The sequence below is a fragment of the Corynebacterium tuscaniense genome, assembly GCF_008693065.1.
In the GTDB taxonomy this organism is placed as follows: domain Bacteria; phylum Actinomycetota; class Actinomycetes; order Mycobacteriales; family Mycobacteriaceae; genus Corynebacterium; species Corynebacterium tuscaniense.
In genome coordinates this window covers 1-16,527 of the sequence record NZ_VXKH01000001.1, presented here as the reverse complement: position 1 = coordinate 16,527, position 16,527 = coordinate 1, and the positions used below count along the sequence as shown (strand labels likewise).

Genomic DNA, 16,527 nt, shown 5'->3' with positions numbered 1-16,527 from the left:
GTTCTCAAACCTTAAATAAATTTATAGCGCTAATTCTGCTCGGTCAAGCAGTGTTTCACACCAAACTCGCAGCGTGTTACAGGTGTGACAATTGAGAAAACCCGGCCGAAGCCGGGTTGACATACTCTCTTGCTTAGAAACGCACAGCCGAGTGAATCGGCATGTAGTCCAGCGGACGGTAGCCAACCGGGGTGCCAGAGTTCAGTGCATCGATGATCTGACCGTTGCCAGCGTAGATGCCAACGTGAGAAGCGCCACCGTAGTAGACGACGATGTCGCCCGGCTGCAGAGCATTAATAGCCACACGCTGACCGGCGGAGGCCTGCGCACCAGAGGTACGTGGGATGGACTTGCCAGCCTGCGCATAAACCCAAGAGGTGAAGCCAGAGCAGTCAAAAGCCTGCGGGCCGGCAGCGCCATACACGTATGGGGAACCAATCTTGGACTTAGCGATATCGACGATGCGCTGGCCCTGCGGCTGCACCGGTGCCGGAACGGCACCCTTCGCAGCAGCGTTGAAGTTCACGCCCGGGGCAGCCTTTCCAGCGAGGGAGGGAACCCACTGATCGATACCCGGCACGTTTTCAATACCTGGCACATTTTCAATGCCCGGGACGTCAGCAGAGAGGTTGGTGTTCGGTACACGAACCTCTGCAGCGTCAGCGTTAGCCGGGTTCACGAGGGTGGCGCCGGCAATAACAGCGGATGCAGCAGTAAGACCACGCTTGGACGCGGACGTGGTCTGGCGGCGATGCTTAGCCACTATGTAACTCCATATCTTCCAGTCGCCTACCGGGTTAGCTGACGGGTTCGGTGCTAGAGGTCACCGCAGGAAACTCCGGCGCCATTCTGGTGCCCCTTGCCTCCCGTTCACCCCAGGGAAGTTCTCGGTTCCCCGGCTTCCTCATGTCATGTGATCAAACATAAGGAACTCGGCTGTATGTATTTACGATGTCTAGGTTTCGCTTGCCGCCTTGTGGCTGCAAGGTCTCAACTAGGTTACGAAATGGACATGAAGAATGTCTAGCGGCGCGCCCGTTATTTTCCCGTTATTTAAATTTCCTCGCAATCACACAACCACACCAGAGATAGCGGCTTCAGGATTTCATTGCGCAACACAACCCTCTACCAGCAATTACGCAATATATTTCAAAAACTCTCAACACTTAGTTGAGGCATTTTTCCTCAAACAAAATCCGTAGTGTGATTCTAATCACATGCTAAAGTTTATCGTTCTGTTACATACGAGAAGCCCCTTTCCCGCTGAAGGGAAAGGGGCCTTGACGAGACAGAACTACTTAACTGTTCTACTTACCAGCGTCACGGTCAGTGGCAGATTTCTCTGCCTCGAGTGCACGCAGTGTCTCAACCTCTTCATAGTGGTTCTTGCGGGCAATCTCGTTGCGACGAGCTGTAATCGCCGGGTCATCGGCCTTGAACACACCGGACGTCTCGGAATCTGCGTAGCCAAGCTCGTTGAGCTGCTTGGGCACGCGTGCACCGCCGTACTCCAGAGGAATCTGGTTCCCGTGCCCATCCACCGGACCAATCGGCTGGTGGACTGCCACGAATGCACCGTTAGGCAAGGTCTGGATCACACCGGTTGCAATACCGTGCTCCAGGACTTCACGGTCGGAACGCTGGAGACCGATGCAAATGCGGTAGGTGATGAAGTATGCCAACGGTGGCAAAACCAACAGACCAATACGGCCAATCCAGGTCATGGCGTTCAGCGAGATCTGGAAATGGTACGCGAAGAGGTCGTTACCACCAGACAACGTGAGCAGCAGGAAGAAGACCAGGCCCATAACGCCGATACCGGTACGAACCGGAACGTCGCGCGGACGCTGCAGCAGGTTATGGTGCTCATCATCGCCGGTGACCTTCTTCTCAATGAAGGGGTAGGCAATCAGGGCGACAACCATGGCGCCTGCGAGCAGAGCCACCCAGAACACACCAGGAATGGTGTAGTTACCGAGGTAGAGCTCCCACGCTGGCATGACACGCGCAGCACCATCAGTCCAGAGCATGTAGATATCCGGCTGGGAGCCAGCGGAGACCTGGGACGGGTTGTAGGGGCCAATGTTCCAGATGGCGTTAATCGTTGTGACACCAGCCATCAGGGCCAACACCGCGAAGACGACCATGCCAAAGCCGATTGCCTTAACAGCGAACACCGGCATAATGCGGATGCCCACGACGTTATTCTCGGTACGACCAGGACCCGGGAACTGGGTGTGCTTCTGGAACCAGACAAGCAGCAGGTGAGCCGCAATGAGAGCCAGGATGATGCCCGGCAGAATCAGCACGTGCAGGATGTAGAAACGATCCAGCATGAGGTCGGACGGGAAGTCGCCACCGAACATTGCCCAGTGCAACCAGGTACCGATGATCGGCAGACCCACGATGATGGCGGACATAATGCGGAGGCCAACACCGGACAGCAGGTCGTCGGGCAGGGAGTAGCCCATGAAGCCTTCTGCCATACCCAACAGGATCAGGGTGGAACCAATAATCCAGTTAGCCTCACGTGGGCGACGGAATGCACCCGTGAAGAAGATGCGCATCATGTGGGCAAACATCGCCATCATGAACATCAGTGCAGCCCAGTGGTGCATCTGGCGAATGAACAGACCACCGCGCACCTCGAAGGAGATATCCAGGGCAGTTGCGTAGGCGCGAGACATTTCGACGCCATTCAGTGGCAGATAGCCACCTTCGTAGATGACCTTCGTAATGGAAGGGTCGAAGAACAAGGCCAGGTAGACACCGGTCAACAGCAAGATGATGAAGCTGTACAGCGCCATCTCACCAAGCATGAATGACCAGTGGGTCGGGAAGACCTTGTTCAGCTGTGGGCGGAGAACGCCCGCGATTGTGAACCGCGAATCAGCGTTGTCCGCGGCTTTTGCGAGTTTGGTGCTCATTAGGACTTACGCTCCCAGAATGCCGGGCCAACGGGCTCAATGAAGTCCCCGCGGGCGATGAGGTAACCTTCTTCGTCGATGTCGATCGGCAGCTGCGGCAGAGCGCGTGCTGCTGGACCGAACACCGGTTTGCCGTGCTGCAACGCGTCGAACTGCGACTGGTGGCAGGGGCAAAGAATGCGGTTGGTCTGCGCCTCATAGAGAGACGTCGGGCAACCGATGTGGGTACAAATCTTCGAGTACGCGTAGTAGTCACCGTAGTGGAAGTCCTCCTGTCCTTCGCGCTCAATAGCCTTCTCGGCATCGGCGGAACGCAGACGGATCAACATGACAGCATTACGCGGACCGTGCAGCGAGTGCATGTGCTGCTCGTAGACATCGCGCTCGGCGTCGTATTTGTCGCCATCGTTGACGTCTTCCTCGAGGAGCGGGAAAACCGTCTCCATCGAAGCAGCGTCCAAGTCCTCCGGGCGCATACGCACCAGGCGAGAAACGCCTGCAGTGCTGTAGTGGTCACCCTTGCCGGTCTCATGCAGCTCAGCAATAGCGCCGGTATCACGACCGAGGTACAACTTCGCACCATTACGGGCCATGGACCAGCCCTGGGTCCACAGAGTGCCATCGCCGAGGTAGTTCATTTCGTGACGAACGCGCCAAGGATTCTTGATGAGACCACCCATCGGAGCGATGATGGCCAAACCAGCCATCAAACCAGCACCACCAAGCAGACCCTTCATAACCTTGCGGCGGCCCAGGGTAGAAGTCTGCCATGCGTCATTAAGCAGGGCAGTCGTCGTGCGACGGTCCAACTCGGAAGAGCGACCATCGTGGCGGCGCTGAACTGCGACTTCTTCCGGGATGAACTTCTTTACGTACTGGATGATGGCGAAGCCAAGTCCAGCAAGGGACAGTCCAGCGGTCAGACCCAGCAGCGGGGTGTAGAGCGAGAAGAGCAGCAGTCCTTCATCGCCATGGAATTTAGCTTCCCACGGCCAGAACAGGTAGACACCCAAAAAGGCGATACCCATCACAATGGAGATGATCAGCCACGTCATGATGCCAGCAGCAGCACGCTTTTCAGCCGGATCATTCTCAATCGGCCAGCGCTCCTTGCGGTACGCAACCGTCACGTCATCGAGCTCGGTGCCCAGGGCAGCCAGCTCGGCATTGCTCATCTTATCGAGCTCAGCCTTGGTGTAGTTCTTCTTCACTTCATTGCTCATGAGCGCGATCCAATCCACATAGCAGCGGCGCCAACGAGGGTGACACCGATAATCCACATTGCCAGGCCTTCAGCAACCGGGCCGATGCCACCAAGTGCCCAGCCGGACGGGCTCGGGGTTTCCTTAGCGGACTTGATGAAGGCGATGATGTCGCGCTTCTCATCAGCCGTCAGCTGGCGGTCGGAGAACTTGGGCATATTCTGCGGGCCAGTCAGCATAGCCTGGTAAATCTCCTGCTCATTAGCAGGATCCAGAACCGGCGCGTACTTGCCAGAAGACAGTGCTCCACCACGACCGGTGAAGTTGTGGCAGGAGGCACAGTTCAGACGGAAGAGCTCAGAACCACGGGCAACGTCAGCTGCCTGAATCGTGCCGTCGTAGTTCTTGCCGCGGAGTTCCTCCATAGCAATGGAACCGTCCTCGTTGTACACGAGCTCCGGGCCACCGCCGTTTGCTGCAACATACGCGGCGATAGCGAGGGTCTGCGCCTCAGTGAAACGCGGCTTCTTACGCTCAGCCTGTGCGTCGTTGGACTTCATCGGCATACGGCCGGAGTTGACCTGGAAGTAAACAGCGCCTTCACCAGTGCCGATAAGCGACGGTCCGCGATCCTTGACACCCTGCAGGTTTGCACCGTGGCAGGTAATGCAGGCGTAATCGTAAAGATCCTTGCCCTCTTGGATCATCGCCTGGTCGTCGCGCTGTGCGGTGGCAACCTGAGCATCCGGAGTCAGGGCTGCGGCCAGAAGGCCGGCACCCGTGAGACCGAAGGTCAGCGCCATGGCGCCAGCAGCGGACCGGCGCAACTTGCGGCGGTTCCGCGCCTTCTTGGGGGTGTTATCCATGTTGATCCCTTAGCGAAAATCGGTGTTCAGTTCAATCACACACAAGGTGCTATTACTGAACGAGGTAGAGAGTAACGAACACGCCGATCCAAATAACGTCGACGAAGTGCCAGTAGTAGGAGGTCACCATGGCCGCAGTTGCCTGCGCCGGGGTGAACTTCGACTTAGCCACGCGGAGCATCACCACGATGAAAGCGATGATGCCGGCAGTCACGTGAGCCATGTGGAAGCCGGTGATGATGTAGAACACGGAGCCATACACGCTCGATTGCGGCGTCACACCGTGCAGAACCATCTCGGTCCACTCAAAAGCGACGAGCCCCAGGAACACCACACCAAGAAGAATGGTTACGGTGAACCACTTGCGAAGTCCAAAGACATCGCCCTTCTCAGCGGCGAACACACCCATCTGAGAGGTCACGGAGGAAGTCACCAGCACGATCGTGATGATGAGTCCGAAGACCACGTTCAGATGGGCAGTCTGGTTAGCCCAATCGCCAGTTTCCATGCCGTTCGCACGCGAGGTGAAGTACATCGCGAAGAGTCCGGCGAAGAACATCAATTCTTGGGCGAGGAACACGATCGTTCCCACGCTGACCATGTTCGGACGGTTCAGCGCAGGAAGACGATCAGGTGAAGTCGCCATACCTGGGTTAGTTGTTGCAGTCGTCACGGGTACCAGTATCTCCCTTTCGAAGCCTAAAGTCACCTTGTTCACCCCCGAGTTTTTCATGTGAACACCGCCGAAAACAACGGAATTTTCTTTCCACATCGAGCGTGCCATCGTCCAACTTTTGATCAAGAAGTTGCTGGCATGAGTTTTTTAAAGCCATCCACGCAGGTCATCGTGCGCCAAAAATTGACTCACATCCCCAGAGACCTTTTTGGCGTTTCGGAGTCTCCCAGAAACACAGTTCCTCAAAAACGAAAGTAGTTCCCAAGTGTGACGGGATTCATATTTTTCGCCTGCGGAAACTGTGAATTATGCGAACTTTCGGTTGACCCCTTTTCCCTCCATCTTTGGTTGGGCGCAAGCCTGCAAAATACAGAAACCCCCACACCACATGGGGTGCGGGGGTCAGCGTTCGCGTTCAGTCCTAGTGCTTTTCGCGGGGGATGCCGTACTGAAGATTCAGCATCGTCGTTGCCCAGATGAGCACAACGGCACCGAGAGCCAGAAGCCACAGCTGCCAGAAAGCGATACCCAGGGCCATGAGACCAACGCCACCAGTCATAGCAGCTGGCCAGATAGAACCCGGAGAGAAGAAGCCAAGGACACCTGCACCGTCCTCAACCTCAGCTTCCTCCCAGTCCTCCGGGAGGATATCGATGCGACGCTCGGTGAAGTGCAGGTAGCCACCAAGCATGAAGGCGAGTGCAGTGGCGAGGATCAGTGCGACACCGCCCGCCCACTCATAACCCGAGAGATAAGCATCGTCACCGATGTAGCTGGTTGCCACTGCGTAGATGACAGCCATGATGACAAAGAAGGTGCCGAGCGCGTAGAAGATCTTTGCTCCAGTTCCCATTTCTTTTCCCTAGCCTCTCTTAGACGTTCTGCACGGCGTTGTTGCCATCGCGGGTGCCGGTGCGGTCAGAGTTGAACGGACGGGTGGACGTTGCGTACGGAGCTTCGCCGATTGCCTCGAGGGCGTCAGCATTGGAGGCCTCCGGGTTCTCGTTACGGAAGCGCATGTACTCGCGGAACTGGTCCGGCGTAACCGCCCGGATCTCAAAATTCATCATTGCGTGGTAGGTACCGCACATCTCAGCACAGCGACCGACATATGCGCCCGGCTTCTCAATCTGCTCAATCTGGAAGCTACGCTGCTGCTGGTTGATTTCCGGATGCACGTAAGCATCGCGCTTGAACAGGAACTCCGGAACCCAGAATGAGTGGGAGACGTCGCCGGAAGCGAGGCGGAACTCAACCGGAGTCTCGGTCGGCAGAACCAGAACCGGAATCTCCTCAGTAGTACCAACCGTCTCAATCAGGTTGTAACGCAGGAACGACTGGTCACTCATGGAGTGGCCGTGGATCGGGTTTGCGTTGGGGATCGACTCATCGTCGAACTTGGACTCGTCCGCGAGCTTCTGACGCTCTACGTCCTGTCCGTCGTAGTCAGAGCCCGTCGGCGACAGCGAGGAACCAACCTGTGCGTAGCCGAACTTCCAGTTCCACTGGTATGCGGTGACGTCAACCGTCACCTCAGGGTTCTTATCCAGGGCAACGACCTTGGTCTGTGCCTGAACGGTATAGAAGAACAGCACCATGACGATGATGATCGGGACGATGGTGAGTCCAAGCTCGAGCGGCACGTTGTACTGCAGCTGCTTCGGGAACTCGCCATACCCCTTCTTCTCACGACGCTTGCCATTCCAGGCAAAGATCGCGTAGATGAAGATCGCCCACATGATGATGCCGATGATCCAAGCTGCGAGCCAGACCCATACCCAGAAGTTGTACATGCTGTGAGCCTCAGGGGTCACCGGGTCCGGGAAGCCCATGTCGAGCAACTTCGACATGGAACTCGGCGGTGCAACCTCACAGCCGGTAAGAGCAATGCCAGCCAAAGCCAGAAGGCCGGCGACGCCGAACTTCTTAGCTAGACCGCGGTTTTTTACCGTTTCCACGTGTGTCTGCCTTCCTGTCCACACTGATGAACGCTGTTAAACGCTTTTGAACGCTGTATGCCAGCTAATTAAAGCTGTGAATATCGCCCATGCTGCATGCAATTCCCCGCAATAGGAGCTGCGCGTAGCAAGACAGAATATTCGTACCCCGTCAGAATAGTTGATCACTCGCCCATGTTTAACCTGCGTCGCACATGGGTTGCCCCCGCCGGCCTCTCCAAATCACACTTTCCGGCACACGTACACGCCCGACATGGACAGATGACACACTTTAGGGACCATTACGTAACCGCAATCACACATACCCAAAACAACATCATCCGGAAGTTGCACCCCTATCGGGGACGGGCTAAAGGTGGTGCGTTCTTCCCCATTCACCTGCCACGCGCACGGTGATTCCCATGTGTGACTATCCGGCTTCTATTGTTGGGAGAGCTATCCACCTATTTCCCATCACTTTCGTGAGTTAAGGAGCACCCACCCATGTGCGGTCTACTCGCCATGCTGACCAGCAATTCCGATGCGCCTCGCTTTGTCGATGCTGCACAGCGGGCCCTCCCCTGTTTCCGCCACCGAGGCCCGGACGCAGCAGGGACGTGGAATGACGATGATGCAGTTTTTGGCTTTAACCGCCTGGCCATCATTGATCTTGAGCATTCCCACCAGCCACTGCGCTGGGGTCCGTCCGATAATCCCGAGCGCTACGCGCTGACCTTCAACGGTGAGATCTACAACTATGTGGAGCTACGCGAGGAGCTGTCTGGCTTCGGCTACACATTCAATACTGAGGGCGACTCCGAAACAATCGTGGTGGGCTACCACCACTGGGGTGCGGATGTAGTCAATCACCTGCGTGGCATGTTCGCCATTGTGATCTGGGATACGCAGGACAAGGTCATGTTCGCCGCGCGTGACCAGTTCGGCATTAAACCTCTCTACTACGCCACTACGGAAGCCGGCACCGTCTTCTCCTCCGAGAAGAAGGCCATCTTGGAAATGGCCCCAGAACTCGGACTGAACCTCGACTTGGACTACCGTGCCATCGAGCATTACGTCGATCTCCAGTACGTCCCAGAGCCTGAAAGCCTGCACTCTGCTATTCGACGCGTCGAGTCCGGCTGCACTGTCACCCTCAAGCCCGGTGGCAATGTCGAGGCAAAGCGCTACTTCGCACCGAAGTTCAACGTCATTTCGGTGAAGTCCGGGGAGGAACAGAAGCTGTTTGACAGGATTGCGGCGGTGTTGGAGGATTCCGTCGAAAAGCACATGCGCGCTGATGTCACTGTGGGCTCCTTCTTGTCTGGCGGCATTGATTCAACGGCAATTGCAACGCTGGCCAAGCGCCATAACCCGAATCTTTTAACCTTCACCACTGGCTTTGAGCGTGAGGGCTACTCCGAGGTCGACGTGGCTGCGGAGTCCGCTGAGGCGATTGGTGTAGAGCACATCGTGAAGATTGTTTCGCCTGAAGAGTATGCCGACGCGATCCCAAAAATCATGTGGTACCTCGATGACCCAGTGGCTGATCCCTCGTTGGTGCCGCTGTACTTCGTGGCGCAGGAGGCCCGTAAGCACGTGAAAGTAGTGCTATCCGGCGAGGGTGCGGACGAACTTTTCGGTGGCTACACCATTTACAAGGAGCCACTTTCCCTCGCACCGTTTGAGAAGCTCCCCTCCCCTCTTTTAAAGGGGCTGAACAAGTTGAGCCAGGTTCTCCCGGAGGGAATGAAGGGTAAGTCCCTGCTCGAGCGTGGCACAACCCCGATGGAGACCCGCTACTACGGCAATGCGCGCTCCTTTAATTACCAGCAGCTGAAGCGTGTTCTGCCGTGGGCGAAGCCGGAATGGGATCACCGTGAGGTCACCGCCCCGATCTATGCGGAATCCAAGAATATGGACCCAGTTGCACGTATGCAGCACCTAGACCTGTTCACCTGGATGCGCGGCGACATTCTGGTGAAGGCCGACAAGATCAACATGGCGCACTCCCTTGAGCTGCGCGTGCCCTTCCTGGATAAGGAAGTCTTTGCCGTTGCAGAGACCATCCCGGCAGATCTGAAGATCGCCCACGGCACAACGAAGTACGCATTGCGCAAGGCCATGGAGCAGATCGTTCCGCCACACGTCCTCCACCGCAAGAAGCTCGGCTTCCCGGTGCCTATGCGCCACTGGCTAGCCGGCGATGAACTGTACGGCTGGGCGCAGCAGACCATCAACGAGTCCCAGACCGAGGAGATCTTCAACAAACCTGCGGTGCTGGAGATGCTCAAGGAGCACCGCGATGGAGTCTCCGACCACTCACGCCGCCTGTGGACCGTCCTCGCCTTCATGGTCTGGCACGGTATCTTCGTGGAACACCGCATCGACCCAGGTATTGAACAGAAGGATTACCCTGTGGACCTTTAAGTCCGCCCGGCTTCGGCGCTAAGCGGCGACGCGACAGGTTGTCCGTACCGCGGCCCCGAGCCACCCCGAACAGACAAAAACCGGGGCTGCCCCAATCACAAGGACAGCCCCGGTTGCTTAGTTTTAGTTGAAGGAATCACCGCAGGCGCAGGAACCGCCGGCGTTCGGGTTATCAATGGTGAAGCCCTGCTGCTCAATCGTGTCCGCGAAGTCAATCTTCGCACCAGACAGGTAAGGCACGCTCATCTTGTCCACGACAAGACGTACGCCTCCGACAACGTCGGATTTGTCGCCGTCCAGGTCACGGTCGTCGAAGTACAGCTGATAGCGCAAGCCAGCGCAACCACCAGGCTGGACGGCGATGCGCAAAGACAGGTCATCACGGCCCTCCTGATCAAGCAGCGCCTTTGCCTTTGCTGCTGCAGCCTCAGTGAGCTCTACGCCGGTGGCGGAAGTCGGTGCAGTCATGGATCGTCTCTCCTTAGCCTTTATCGTGTTGGGTCCCGAGCCTACGCTGGCTTCCAGCCCGGATGCTAGTCCACCCTAACTTGTCCAGGTGAGACCCCTTTGTACCCCATAACGCATCTGCCCTTGCCCCATATTCCCAACCGGGTGAAATGATTTTGTAGCCTAGAGAGCGTGAAACTCCCCTGGCAAAAATCTGATGCGCCCAAAGCCCCCGCAAGCACTAACTCTTCCACTGCTGAGCCCACCACAGCTAGCGAGCCGGAGAAGAAGCTGCCGAAAGGCTACACCCCGCCGAAGGGGCGACCGACTCCGAAGCGCCATGAGCAGGAGATTAAGCGTGGCATCGTGCGTGATCCGAATGCAATGAGCCGGGCTCAAGCTGCTCAGAAACGCAAGGAAATGAAAGCTTCCATGCCCAAAGAGGAGTGGAAGGAATACAAGAAGCAGGAACGCGCTGAGCGTCGTGCTCAGAATAGGGACATCCAGGCGAAGATGGATGCTGGCGATGAGCGCTACTTGCTCGACCGCGACAAGGGCGAGGTCCGCCGCTATGTACGTGACTGGGTTGATTCCAGGCGTTTCCTGTCCAACTTTGTCATGCCGGGCGCGCTTGTCCTCCTGGTAATCATGCTGTTGGGCCAGTTCTTCCCAGATGTCGCTGCGGTGTTGTCTGTGGCTGCGATGGTGTTCATCCTGGCCACGTTCGCGGAAGGCATCTTCATTGGCAAGCGCGCAAACAAGGCGGTGCGCGCCAAGTTCCCGGATTCCACAGAGACTGGTTTCGGCTTGGGTATGTATGCTTTCTCGCGCGCTTCCCAGCCGCGTAACTGGCGTACGCCGAAACCGCAGGTTGCTATCGGCGACAACGTCTAGGACCCACCGTGCGTTTCACTGACGGCTTCACTTTCCCGCCGGTTCCCTCCCCTGACCTTTCCGCGCAGGCTCAGGTGAAGGAGGCGATGACGCTCAACCCGCGGGCCGCGTCGTTTGGGCGTTTGGCCAGTATCGGTGCGTGGATGGCTGGGTGTCAGGGTGAGGCTCCTCCACGCCCAATCACAACGTCACGTGTCATCATTTTCGCGGGTGATCACGGTGTCGCCGAGCGCGGTGTTTCGGCATTCACGCCGGAAGCGTCCATCGTCCAGGCACAGGAGATCAGCTCCGGTGCGGCCCCCGTCAACACGTTGGCGCAGCGCGTAGACGCTTCCGTGCACCTCGTTGATGTGAGCCTGAAGCATGATGCCGCTGCCATTCGCGCTGGTTCCGGCCAGATTGATGTCGCCGATGCCATGACGCAAGAAGAGTTCTTCGCCGCCTCTGAGCTCGGTGCCGCCACGGCGGATCGGGAGATTGACTCTGGAGTTGACCTGTTAGTCGCCGGTGACCTCGGCGTGGCTAACACGACGGTGGCGGCCGCCGTTCTGGGCACGCTCACATTCACCGAACCAGTTGTCGCGGTGGGGCGTGGCAGCGGAATCAATGATGAAGTGTGGAAGGTCAAGGTGTCCGCGGTGCGCGATGCGATGTTCCGCGCGCGCGGTTTCCACAATGATGTTGCCCGCGTTCTGCAGGCTATTTCCGCGCCAGATTTCGTTGCGCTGACCGCATTCATTGCGCAGTGCGCGGTGCGGCGTACGCCCGTGCTTATCGGCGGCGCCTATACCGCCCTCGCCGCCTACGTCGCCGAGCGCGTCGCCCCAGGCACCAAGCAGTGGCTTATAGCGGGACAGGCCAGTCCCGAACCGTGTACCACTATTTGTCTGCAAGCACTGGACCTCACACCGGTGGCCACACTCAACATGTCCACCGGCCAAGGTGCAGGTGCTGCGGCCGTTCTGCCGCTGATCATCTCTGCCGTTGAGTTGGTCGGCGATGAGATGCGCAGCCAAACCGCCTAGCCATGCTGACTAGATTTAGTTAGAAGGAACGAGGGTGTGCAGCCACCCGTGGGTGTCTTCGAACTCACCACGCTGGATAGACGTCAGGCGCTCACGCATCTTCATGGTGATCTCCCCTGCCTCGTTGCCGTTGATGGTGAAGTCAACGTTATTGCCCACAACGTGCCCAACCGGGGTGACCACCGCAGCGGTACCGCACGCCATGGTTTCGGTCATAGCGCCGGAGGCAACATCGTTTTTCCAGTCCTCAACAGAAATGCGGGCTTCTTCGGTGGCGTAACCAAGATCCTTCGCAACCTGAAGTAGCGACTGACGAGTAATGCCTGGCAGCAGAGAGCCGGACAGAGCCGGGGTGACCACCTTGGCGTCATCGCCGGAGCCGTAGACGAACATGAGGTTCATGCCGCCCATTTCCTCAATATATTTGCGGTCAATCGCATCGAGCCACACAACTTGGTCGCAGCCCTTGTCTTCCGCCTGCGCCTGAGCAAGCAGTGATGCTGCGTAATTACCAGCGAACTTGGCAGCACCGGTTCCTCCCGGCGCGGCACGAACATAATCTTCACTGATCCACACCTTGACGGGGCTCACACCACCGGAGAAATAAGCACCGGCGGGCGAAGCGATGAGGATGTAGGTGTAGCTGTCCGACGGGTGTACACCCAGACCGACCTGCGTGGAGATCATAAAGGGACGCAGGTACAGCGATGCTTCCCCACCTGCAGCGGGCACCCAGTCCTGGTCGATGTCCACGAGCTGACGCAGGGATTCAATAAACACATCCTCCGGCAGCTCCGGCATGGCCAAGCGCTCTGCAGACCTCTGCATGCGCTGAGCATTCTGCTCCGGGCGGAAGGTCACAATGGCGCCGTCGGCATGGCGGTAAGCCTTCAGGCCTTCAAAGATGGCCTGGCCGTAGTGGAACACCATGCTGGCCGGATCAAAAGAAAGGTTTTCATAGGGGCGGACCTGTGCGTTGTGCCAGCCCTTGTCTTGGGTCCAGTCAATGCTGACCATGTGGTCGGTGAACTGCCTACCAAACGCAGGGTTGGCAAGGATAGCGGCGCGCTCTTCAGCGGTGGCCGGGTTTTCATTCTTCGTCACGGTGAAATCCAGCTGTGTCATGCCTTTGAAGCATACTCCGCGGGTGAACACGGTCACCGTCAGTAGTATCGGGGCGAAGAAGAAAGACCTTTATAACAAGGAGGATCTAGCACCCCATGGCTGTTTTGCCCCATTTCATTGACGTTCTGCCCTCGCACGGCCGTCTTGCCCAGATCGAGTTTGCTATCGACGTTCCCGAGGACGCCGCACGCATCATCCCGGTGTCATCCGGCGAGGGTCTAGAACTGCCGGTTTCTCAGCTGACCAAGGAGGGTCTCCTTGAGGCCTTAGAGGCTCTTGGTGCGAAAGGTTCCGCGGGTGAAGTAACCAAGGTTGTGGTGGACGGCACCCTGTTCATTGCCGTGGGACTGGGTGATAATGATGGGTCTCATTCCACCGACACTGCTGTGCGGCGCGCGATGGGTGCTGCTGCACGTGCGCTCAAGGGAACCGAGCGCGCCGTCGTTAGTGCTGATTTTGGTGTGCGCCCCGTCGTGGAAGGCCTCCTGCTCGGCGGATACGCCTATGACGGGTTGAAGAAGAACGAGGAGAAGGATGAATCCTCCCTCATCACCGTCGTGGGCAAAGAAGATAACCACGCTGAGTTCGACGCTGCAGTGAGCATCTGCCATGCGGTGACACTTGCTCGTGATTTGGTCAACACCCCCTCCAATCTGCTCTACCCCTCCAATTACGCGGAACTCGCGCGCACCGTTGGTGAGGCATCCGGCCTGACGGTAGAAGTCCTCGACGAGAAAGAACTGGAGGCGAAGGGTTTCGGCGGCATCACGGCCGTAGGCCAGGGCTCTGAGAACCCACCGCGCTTGGTGCACCTCACCTGGGCGCCGGAGAGTGCTACGACGTCTGTGGCGCTCGTCGGCAAAGGCATCGCTTTTGATACCGGCGGTATTTCCTTGAAGCCGGCTTCCGGCATGGAGCAGATGGTCATGGACATGGGCGGATCTGCTGCTGTATTAGCCGCAACGTGTGCTGCCGCTGCGCTGAATATTCCGGTCCGCATTGATGCGTGGATGGCCATGGCGGAGAACATGCCGTCTGGATCCGCCCAGCGCCCCGGCGATGTGATTACCCATTACGGGGGGATCACCAGCGAAGTGATCAATACCGATGCGGAGGGCCGTTTGGTTCTGGCTGATGCCATTGCACGCGCTAGCGAGTACAACCCGGACTATCTCATTGAAACATCCACGCTCACCGGCGCACAGATGGTGGCCCTGGGTAAGCGCACCTTCGGTGTCATGGGTTCGGATGACCTGCGTGATGCTATCGCAGAAACTGCCCGTGAACTGGACGAGCCGGGCTGGGCCATGCCGATGTTGGAGGAGCACGATGAGGAGATCAAGTCCGCCGTCGCTGACATCAAGAACACCAACGCGGACCGCTTTGGCGGCATGGAATTCGCCGCAACATACCTAGCCAAGTTCGTGGGTGAAGGTATCCAGTGGGCGCATATCGACGTTGCCAGCCCAGCCTGGAACACCGGTGGCGCCCACGGGTACACACCGTCCCGCGCAACGGGTGTTCCGGTGCGCACCATCGTGGATACGCTCACACAGCTGGCTGAAAAATAACTATCTAAACCACTACAGGTTGGGGTCTTCGCCGCGCTCAAACTTAGCGCGGCGTTCCCTTTGCTCAGCGCGTTTACGCAGGATGCGTTCCTGTTCAATGCGTTTGCGCATGCGGTCGGGGTAGCCGGTCTCCTCGACGTCGTAAAGCGGAATACCCAGCAACTTGCCCACCGCATCAATCCCCTTCGGACCCCCAATTTTGCGGCGCGTGTACTCCCCATTTTCAGCGACGAGAACAACAGACATCTCGTTAACCATCGTCTCTGGCTCCACAAACCCCTCCACGAAGCCTTTATCCGCCACCCATTCCTTCAAGTACTGGGCGTCGTGCGGGCGCACGGTCTCCCCCGGACCGCGCGGCGGCTTGAAGGCAGAGGGCTTCTTGCGGGAGCCAAAGAGATTGAACACGCACCACATCTTATGTCACGTGATTCCTAACCCCTCACTAGTCGAACGCGAAAACAGCGAAGCGGGTACGCTAGGTGCGGATAAACGTCTGCAAAGTTGTAGAGGAGACTTAAACATAATGGCTCACTCAGTTGAGATGCCCGAACTGGGCGAATCCGTCACCGAAGGCACCATCACCACCTGGCTGAAGTCTGTTGGTGACACCGTCGAGGTCGACGAACCGCTGCTCGAGGTCTCCACCGATAAGGTCGACACGGAAATTCCCTCCCCTGTATCGGGTGTTCTGCTTGAAATTAAGGCTGAAGAAGATGACACCGTTGAAGTGGGTGACGTCATCGCTATCGTGGGAGACGCGGATGAGAAGCCTTCCTCCGATGACTCCGGCGATTCCGCCAAATCCGACGAACCTGCTGAGGAAGCACCGAAGCAGGAAGCACCGAAGGTAGAAGAGAAGCCTGCGGCTGGTTCCGGCGACGCTACCGATGTGGAGATGCCGGAACTCGGCGAATCCGTCACCGAAGGCACCATCACCACCTGGCTGAAGTCTGTTGGTGACACCGTCGAGGTCGACGAACCACTGCTCGAAGTCTCCACCGACAAGGTCGACACCGAAATCCCCTCCCCGGTCGCAGGCACCCTCGTGGAAATCCTCGCCGAGGAGGACGACACCATCGAAGTCGGCGCAGTCATCGCCCGCATCGGCGACGCCAACGCAGCACCCGCCAAGGAAAAGCCGAAGTCAGACGAGCCCAAGACCGAAAAGCCTGCCGAGGCAGAGGAACCCAAGCAGGAAGAGAAGCCTGCGGCTGGTTCCGGCGACGCTACCGATGTGGAGATGCCGGAACTCGGCGAATCCGTCACCGAAGGCACCATCACCACCTGGCTGAAGTCCGTCGGTGACACCGTCGAGGTCGACGAACCACTGCTCGAAGTCTCCACCGACAAGGTCGACACCGAAATCCCCTCCCCGGTCGCAGGCACCCTCGTGGAAATCCTCGCCGAGGAGGACGACACCATCGAAG

General features: G+C 57.8%; 15 protein-coding genes and 1 riboswitch. Of the genes, 5 read left to right on the top strand and 10 right to left on the bottom strand.

Annotated elements, in window-relative coordinates; all coding sequences use genetic code 11:
* Nucleotides 1-133 precede the first annotated feature (133 nt).
* The 7 genes from F4V54_RS00080 to ctaC form a co-directional block, all read right to left on the bottom strand.
* Nucleotides 134-763, bottom strand: a complete 630-nt coding sequence (locus F4V54_RS00080; protein WP_034661913.1) for a C40 family peptidase — start codon at nucleotides 761-763, stop codon at nucleotides 134-136.
* Between the two features lie 8 nt (nucleotides 764-771).
* A riboswitch (cyclic di-AMP (ydaO/yuaA leader) is annotated at nucleotides 772-948 on the bottom strand.
* A gap of 359 nt (nucleotides 949-1,307) precedes the next feature.
* Entirely contained in the window at nucleotides 1,308-2,927 is a 1,620-nt protein-coding gene (gene qcrB / locus F4V54_RS00075) for a cytochrome bc1 complex cytochrome b subunit (RefSeq protein ID WP_034661916.1), read from the bottom strand.
* Nucleotides 2,927-4,150: a cytochrome bc1 complex Rieske iron-sulfur subunit gene (gene qcrA / locus F4V54_RS00070; protein ID WP_102723898.1), complete on the bottom strand. Its 1,224-nt coding sequence runs from the start codon at nucleotides 4,148-4,150 to the stop codon at nucleotides 2,927-2,929. Before qcrA ends, qcrB begins: the two co-directional genes overlap by 1 nt.
* On the bottom strand, nucleotides 4,147-4,995 hold the full coding sequence (qcrC, locus tag F4V54_RS00065; RefSeq protein ID WP_034661921.1) for a cytochrome bc1 complex diheme cytochrome c subunit: 849 nt from the start codon (nucleotides 4,993-4,995) through the stop codon (nucleotides 4,147-4,149). Before qcrC ends, qcrA begins: the two co-directional genes overlap by 4 nt.
* Nucleotides 4,996-5,047: 52 nt before the next feature.
* Entirely contained in the window at nucleotides 5,048-5,668 is a 621-nt protein-coding gene (gene ctaE / locus F4V54_RS00060) for an aa3-type cytochrome oxidase subunit III (RefSeq protein ID WP_180969879.1), read from the bottom strand.
* 424 nt (nucleotides 5,669-6,092) lie between these two features.
* Nucleotides 6,093-6,524, bottom strand: a complete 432-nt coding sequence (gene ctaF, locus F4V54_RS00050; protein ID WP_034661924.1) for an aa3-type cytochrome oxidase subunit IV — start codon at nucleotides 6,522-6,524, stop codon at nucleotides 6,093-6,095.
* Nucleotides 6,525-6,543: 19 nt separating this feature from the next.
* Nucleotides 6,544-7,629, bottom strand: a complete 1,086-nt coding sequence (gene ctaC / locus F4V54_RS00045) for an aa3-type cytochrome oxidase subunit II (protein WP_102723899.1) — start codon at nucleotides 7,627-7,629, stop codon at nucleotides 6,544-6,546.
* Nucleotides 7,630-8,112: 483 nt separating this feature from the next.
* Between ctaC and asnB the strand changes: the two genes are divergently transcribed.
* Nucleotides 8,113-10,035, top strand: coding sequence for an asparagine synthase (glutamine-hydrolyzing) (gene asnB, locus F4V54_RS00040; RefSeq protein ID WP_150385839.1), 1,923 nt, complete (start codon nucleotides 8,113-8,115; stop codon nucleotides 10,033-10,035).
* A 123-nt stretch (nucleotides 10,036-10,158) separates the two neighbouring features.
* Here the strand turns inward: asnB and F4V54_RS00035 are convergent, their stop codons facing one another.
* Complete coding sequence (locus tag F4V54_RS00035; RefSeq protein WP_034661932.1) at nucleotides 10,159-10,503, bottom strand: HesB/IscA family protein; 345 nt, start codon at nucleotides 10,501-10,503, stop codon at nucleotides 10,159-10,161.
* A gap of 171 nt (nucleotides 10,504-10,674) precedes the next feature.
* Here F4V54_RS00035 and F4V54_RS00030 point away from each other — a divergent pair, with 171 nt between their 5' ends.
* A complete protein-coding gene (locus F4V54_RS00030; RefSeq protein ID WP_150385838.1) occupies nucleotides 10,675-11,376 on the top strand; it encodes a DUF3043 domain-containing protein in 702 nt (233 codons plus the stop codon).
* Between the two features lie 8 nt (nucleotides 11,377-11,384).
* Nucleotides 11,385-12,401, top strand: coding sequence for a nicotinate-nucleotide--dimethylbenzimidazole phosphoribosyltransferase (locus F4V54_RS00025; protein WP_249041174.1), 1,017 nt, complete (start codon nucleotides 11,385-11,387; stop codon nucleotides 12,399-12,401).
* Between the two features lie 15 nt (nucleotides 12,402-12,416).
* Here the strand turns inward: F4V54_RS00025 and F4V54_RS00020 are convergent, their stop codons facing one another.
* On the bottom strand, nucleotides 12,417-13,526 hold the full coding sequence (locus F4V54_RS00020) for a branched-chain amino acid aminotransferase (RefSeq protein ID WP_150385837.1): 1,110 nt from the start codon (nucleotides 13,524-13,526) through the stop codon (nucleotides 12,417-12,419).
* A 95-nt stretch (nucleotides 13,527-13,621) separates the two neighbouring features.
* Between F4V54_RS00020 and F4V54_RS00015 the strand changes: the two genes are divergently transcribed.
* Entirely contained in the window at nucleotides 13,622-15,097 is a 1,476-nt protein-coding gene (locus tag F4V54_RS00015) for a leucyl aminopeptidase (protein WP_150385836.1), read from the top strand.
* 12 nt (nucleotides 15,098-15,109) lie between these two features.
* Here the strand turns inward: F4V54_RS00015 and F4V54_RS00010 are convergent, their stop codons facing one another.
* The gene (locus tag F4V54_RS00010) at nucleotides 15,110-15,505 is read right to left on the bottom strand and encodes a hypothetical protein (RefSeq protein WP_034662065.1); all 396 of its coding nucleotides are present in this window, start codon (nucleotides 15,503-15,505) and stop codon (nucleotides 15,110-15,112) included.
* Between the two features lie 118 nt (nucleotides 15,506-15,623).
* Between F4V54_RS00010 and F4V54_RS00005 the strand changes: the two genes are divergently transcribed.
* Nucleotides 15,624-16,527: biotin/lipoyl-containing protein (locus F4V54_RS00005; RefSeq protein WP_346265108.1), on the top strand; the 904-nt coding region annotated here is incomplete at its 3' end.

Bases quoted from the DNA above. Each gene is read 5' to 3' on its own strand.
- qcrB (WP_034661916.1), bottom strand. From the start codon at position 2,927: ATGAGCACCAAACTCGCAAAAGCCGCGGACAACGCTGATTCGCGGTTC.
- qcrA (WP_102723898.1), bottom strand. From the start codon at position 4,150: ATGAGCAATGAAGTGAAGAAGAACTACACCAAGGCTGAGCTCGATAAG.
- qcrC (WP_034661921.1), bottom strand. From the start codon at position 4,995: ATGGATAACACCCCCAAGAAGGCGCGGAACCGCCGCAAGTTGCGCCGG.
- ctaF (WP_034661924.1), bottom strand. From the start codon at position 6,524: ATGGGAACTGGAGCAAAGATCTTCTACGCGCTCGGCACCTTCTTTGTC.
- asnB (WP_150385839.1), top strand. From the start codon at position 8,113: ATGTGCGGTCTACTCGCCATGCTGACCAGCAATTCCGATGCGCCTCGC.
- F4V54_RS00035 (WP_034661932.1), bottom strand. From the start codon at position 10,503: ATGACTGCACCGACTTCCGCCACCGGCGTAGAGCTCACTGAGGCTGCA.
- F4V54_RS00020 (WP_150385837.1), bottom strand. From the start codon at position 13,526: ATGACACAGCTGGATTTCACCGTGACGAAGAATGAAAACCCGGCCACC.
- F4V54_RS00015 (WP_150385836.1), top strand. From the start codon at position 13,622: ATGGCTGTTTTGCCCCATTTCATTGACGTTCTGCCCTCGCACGGCCGT.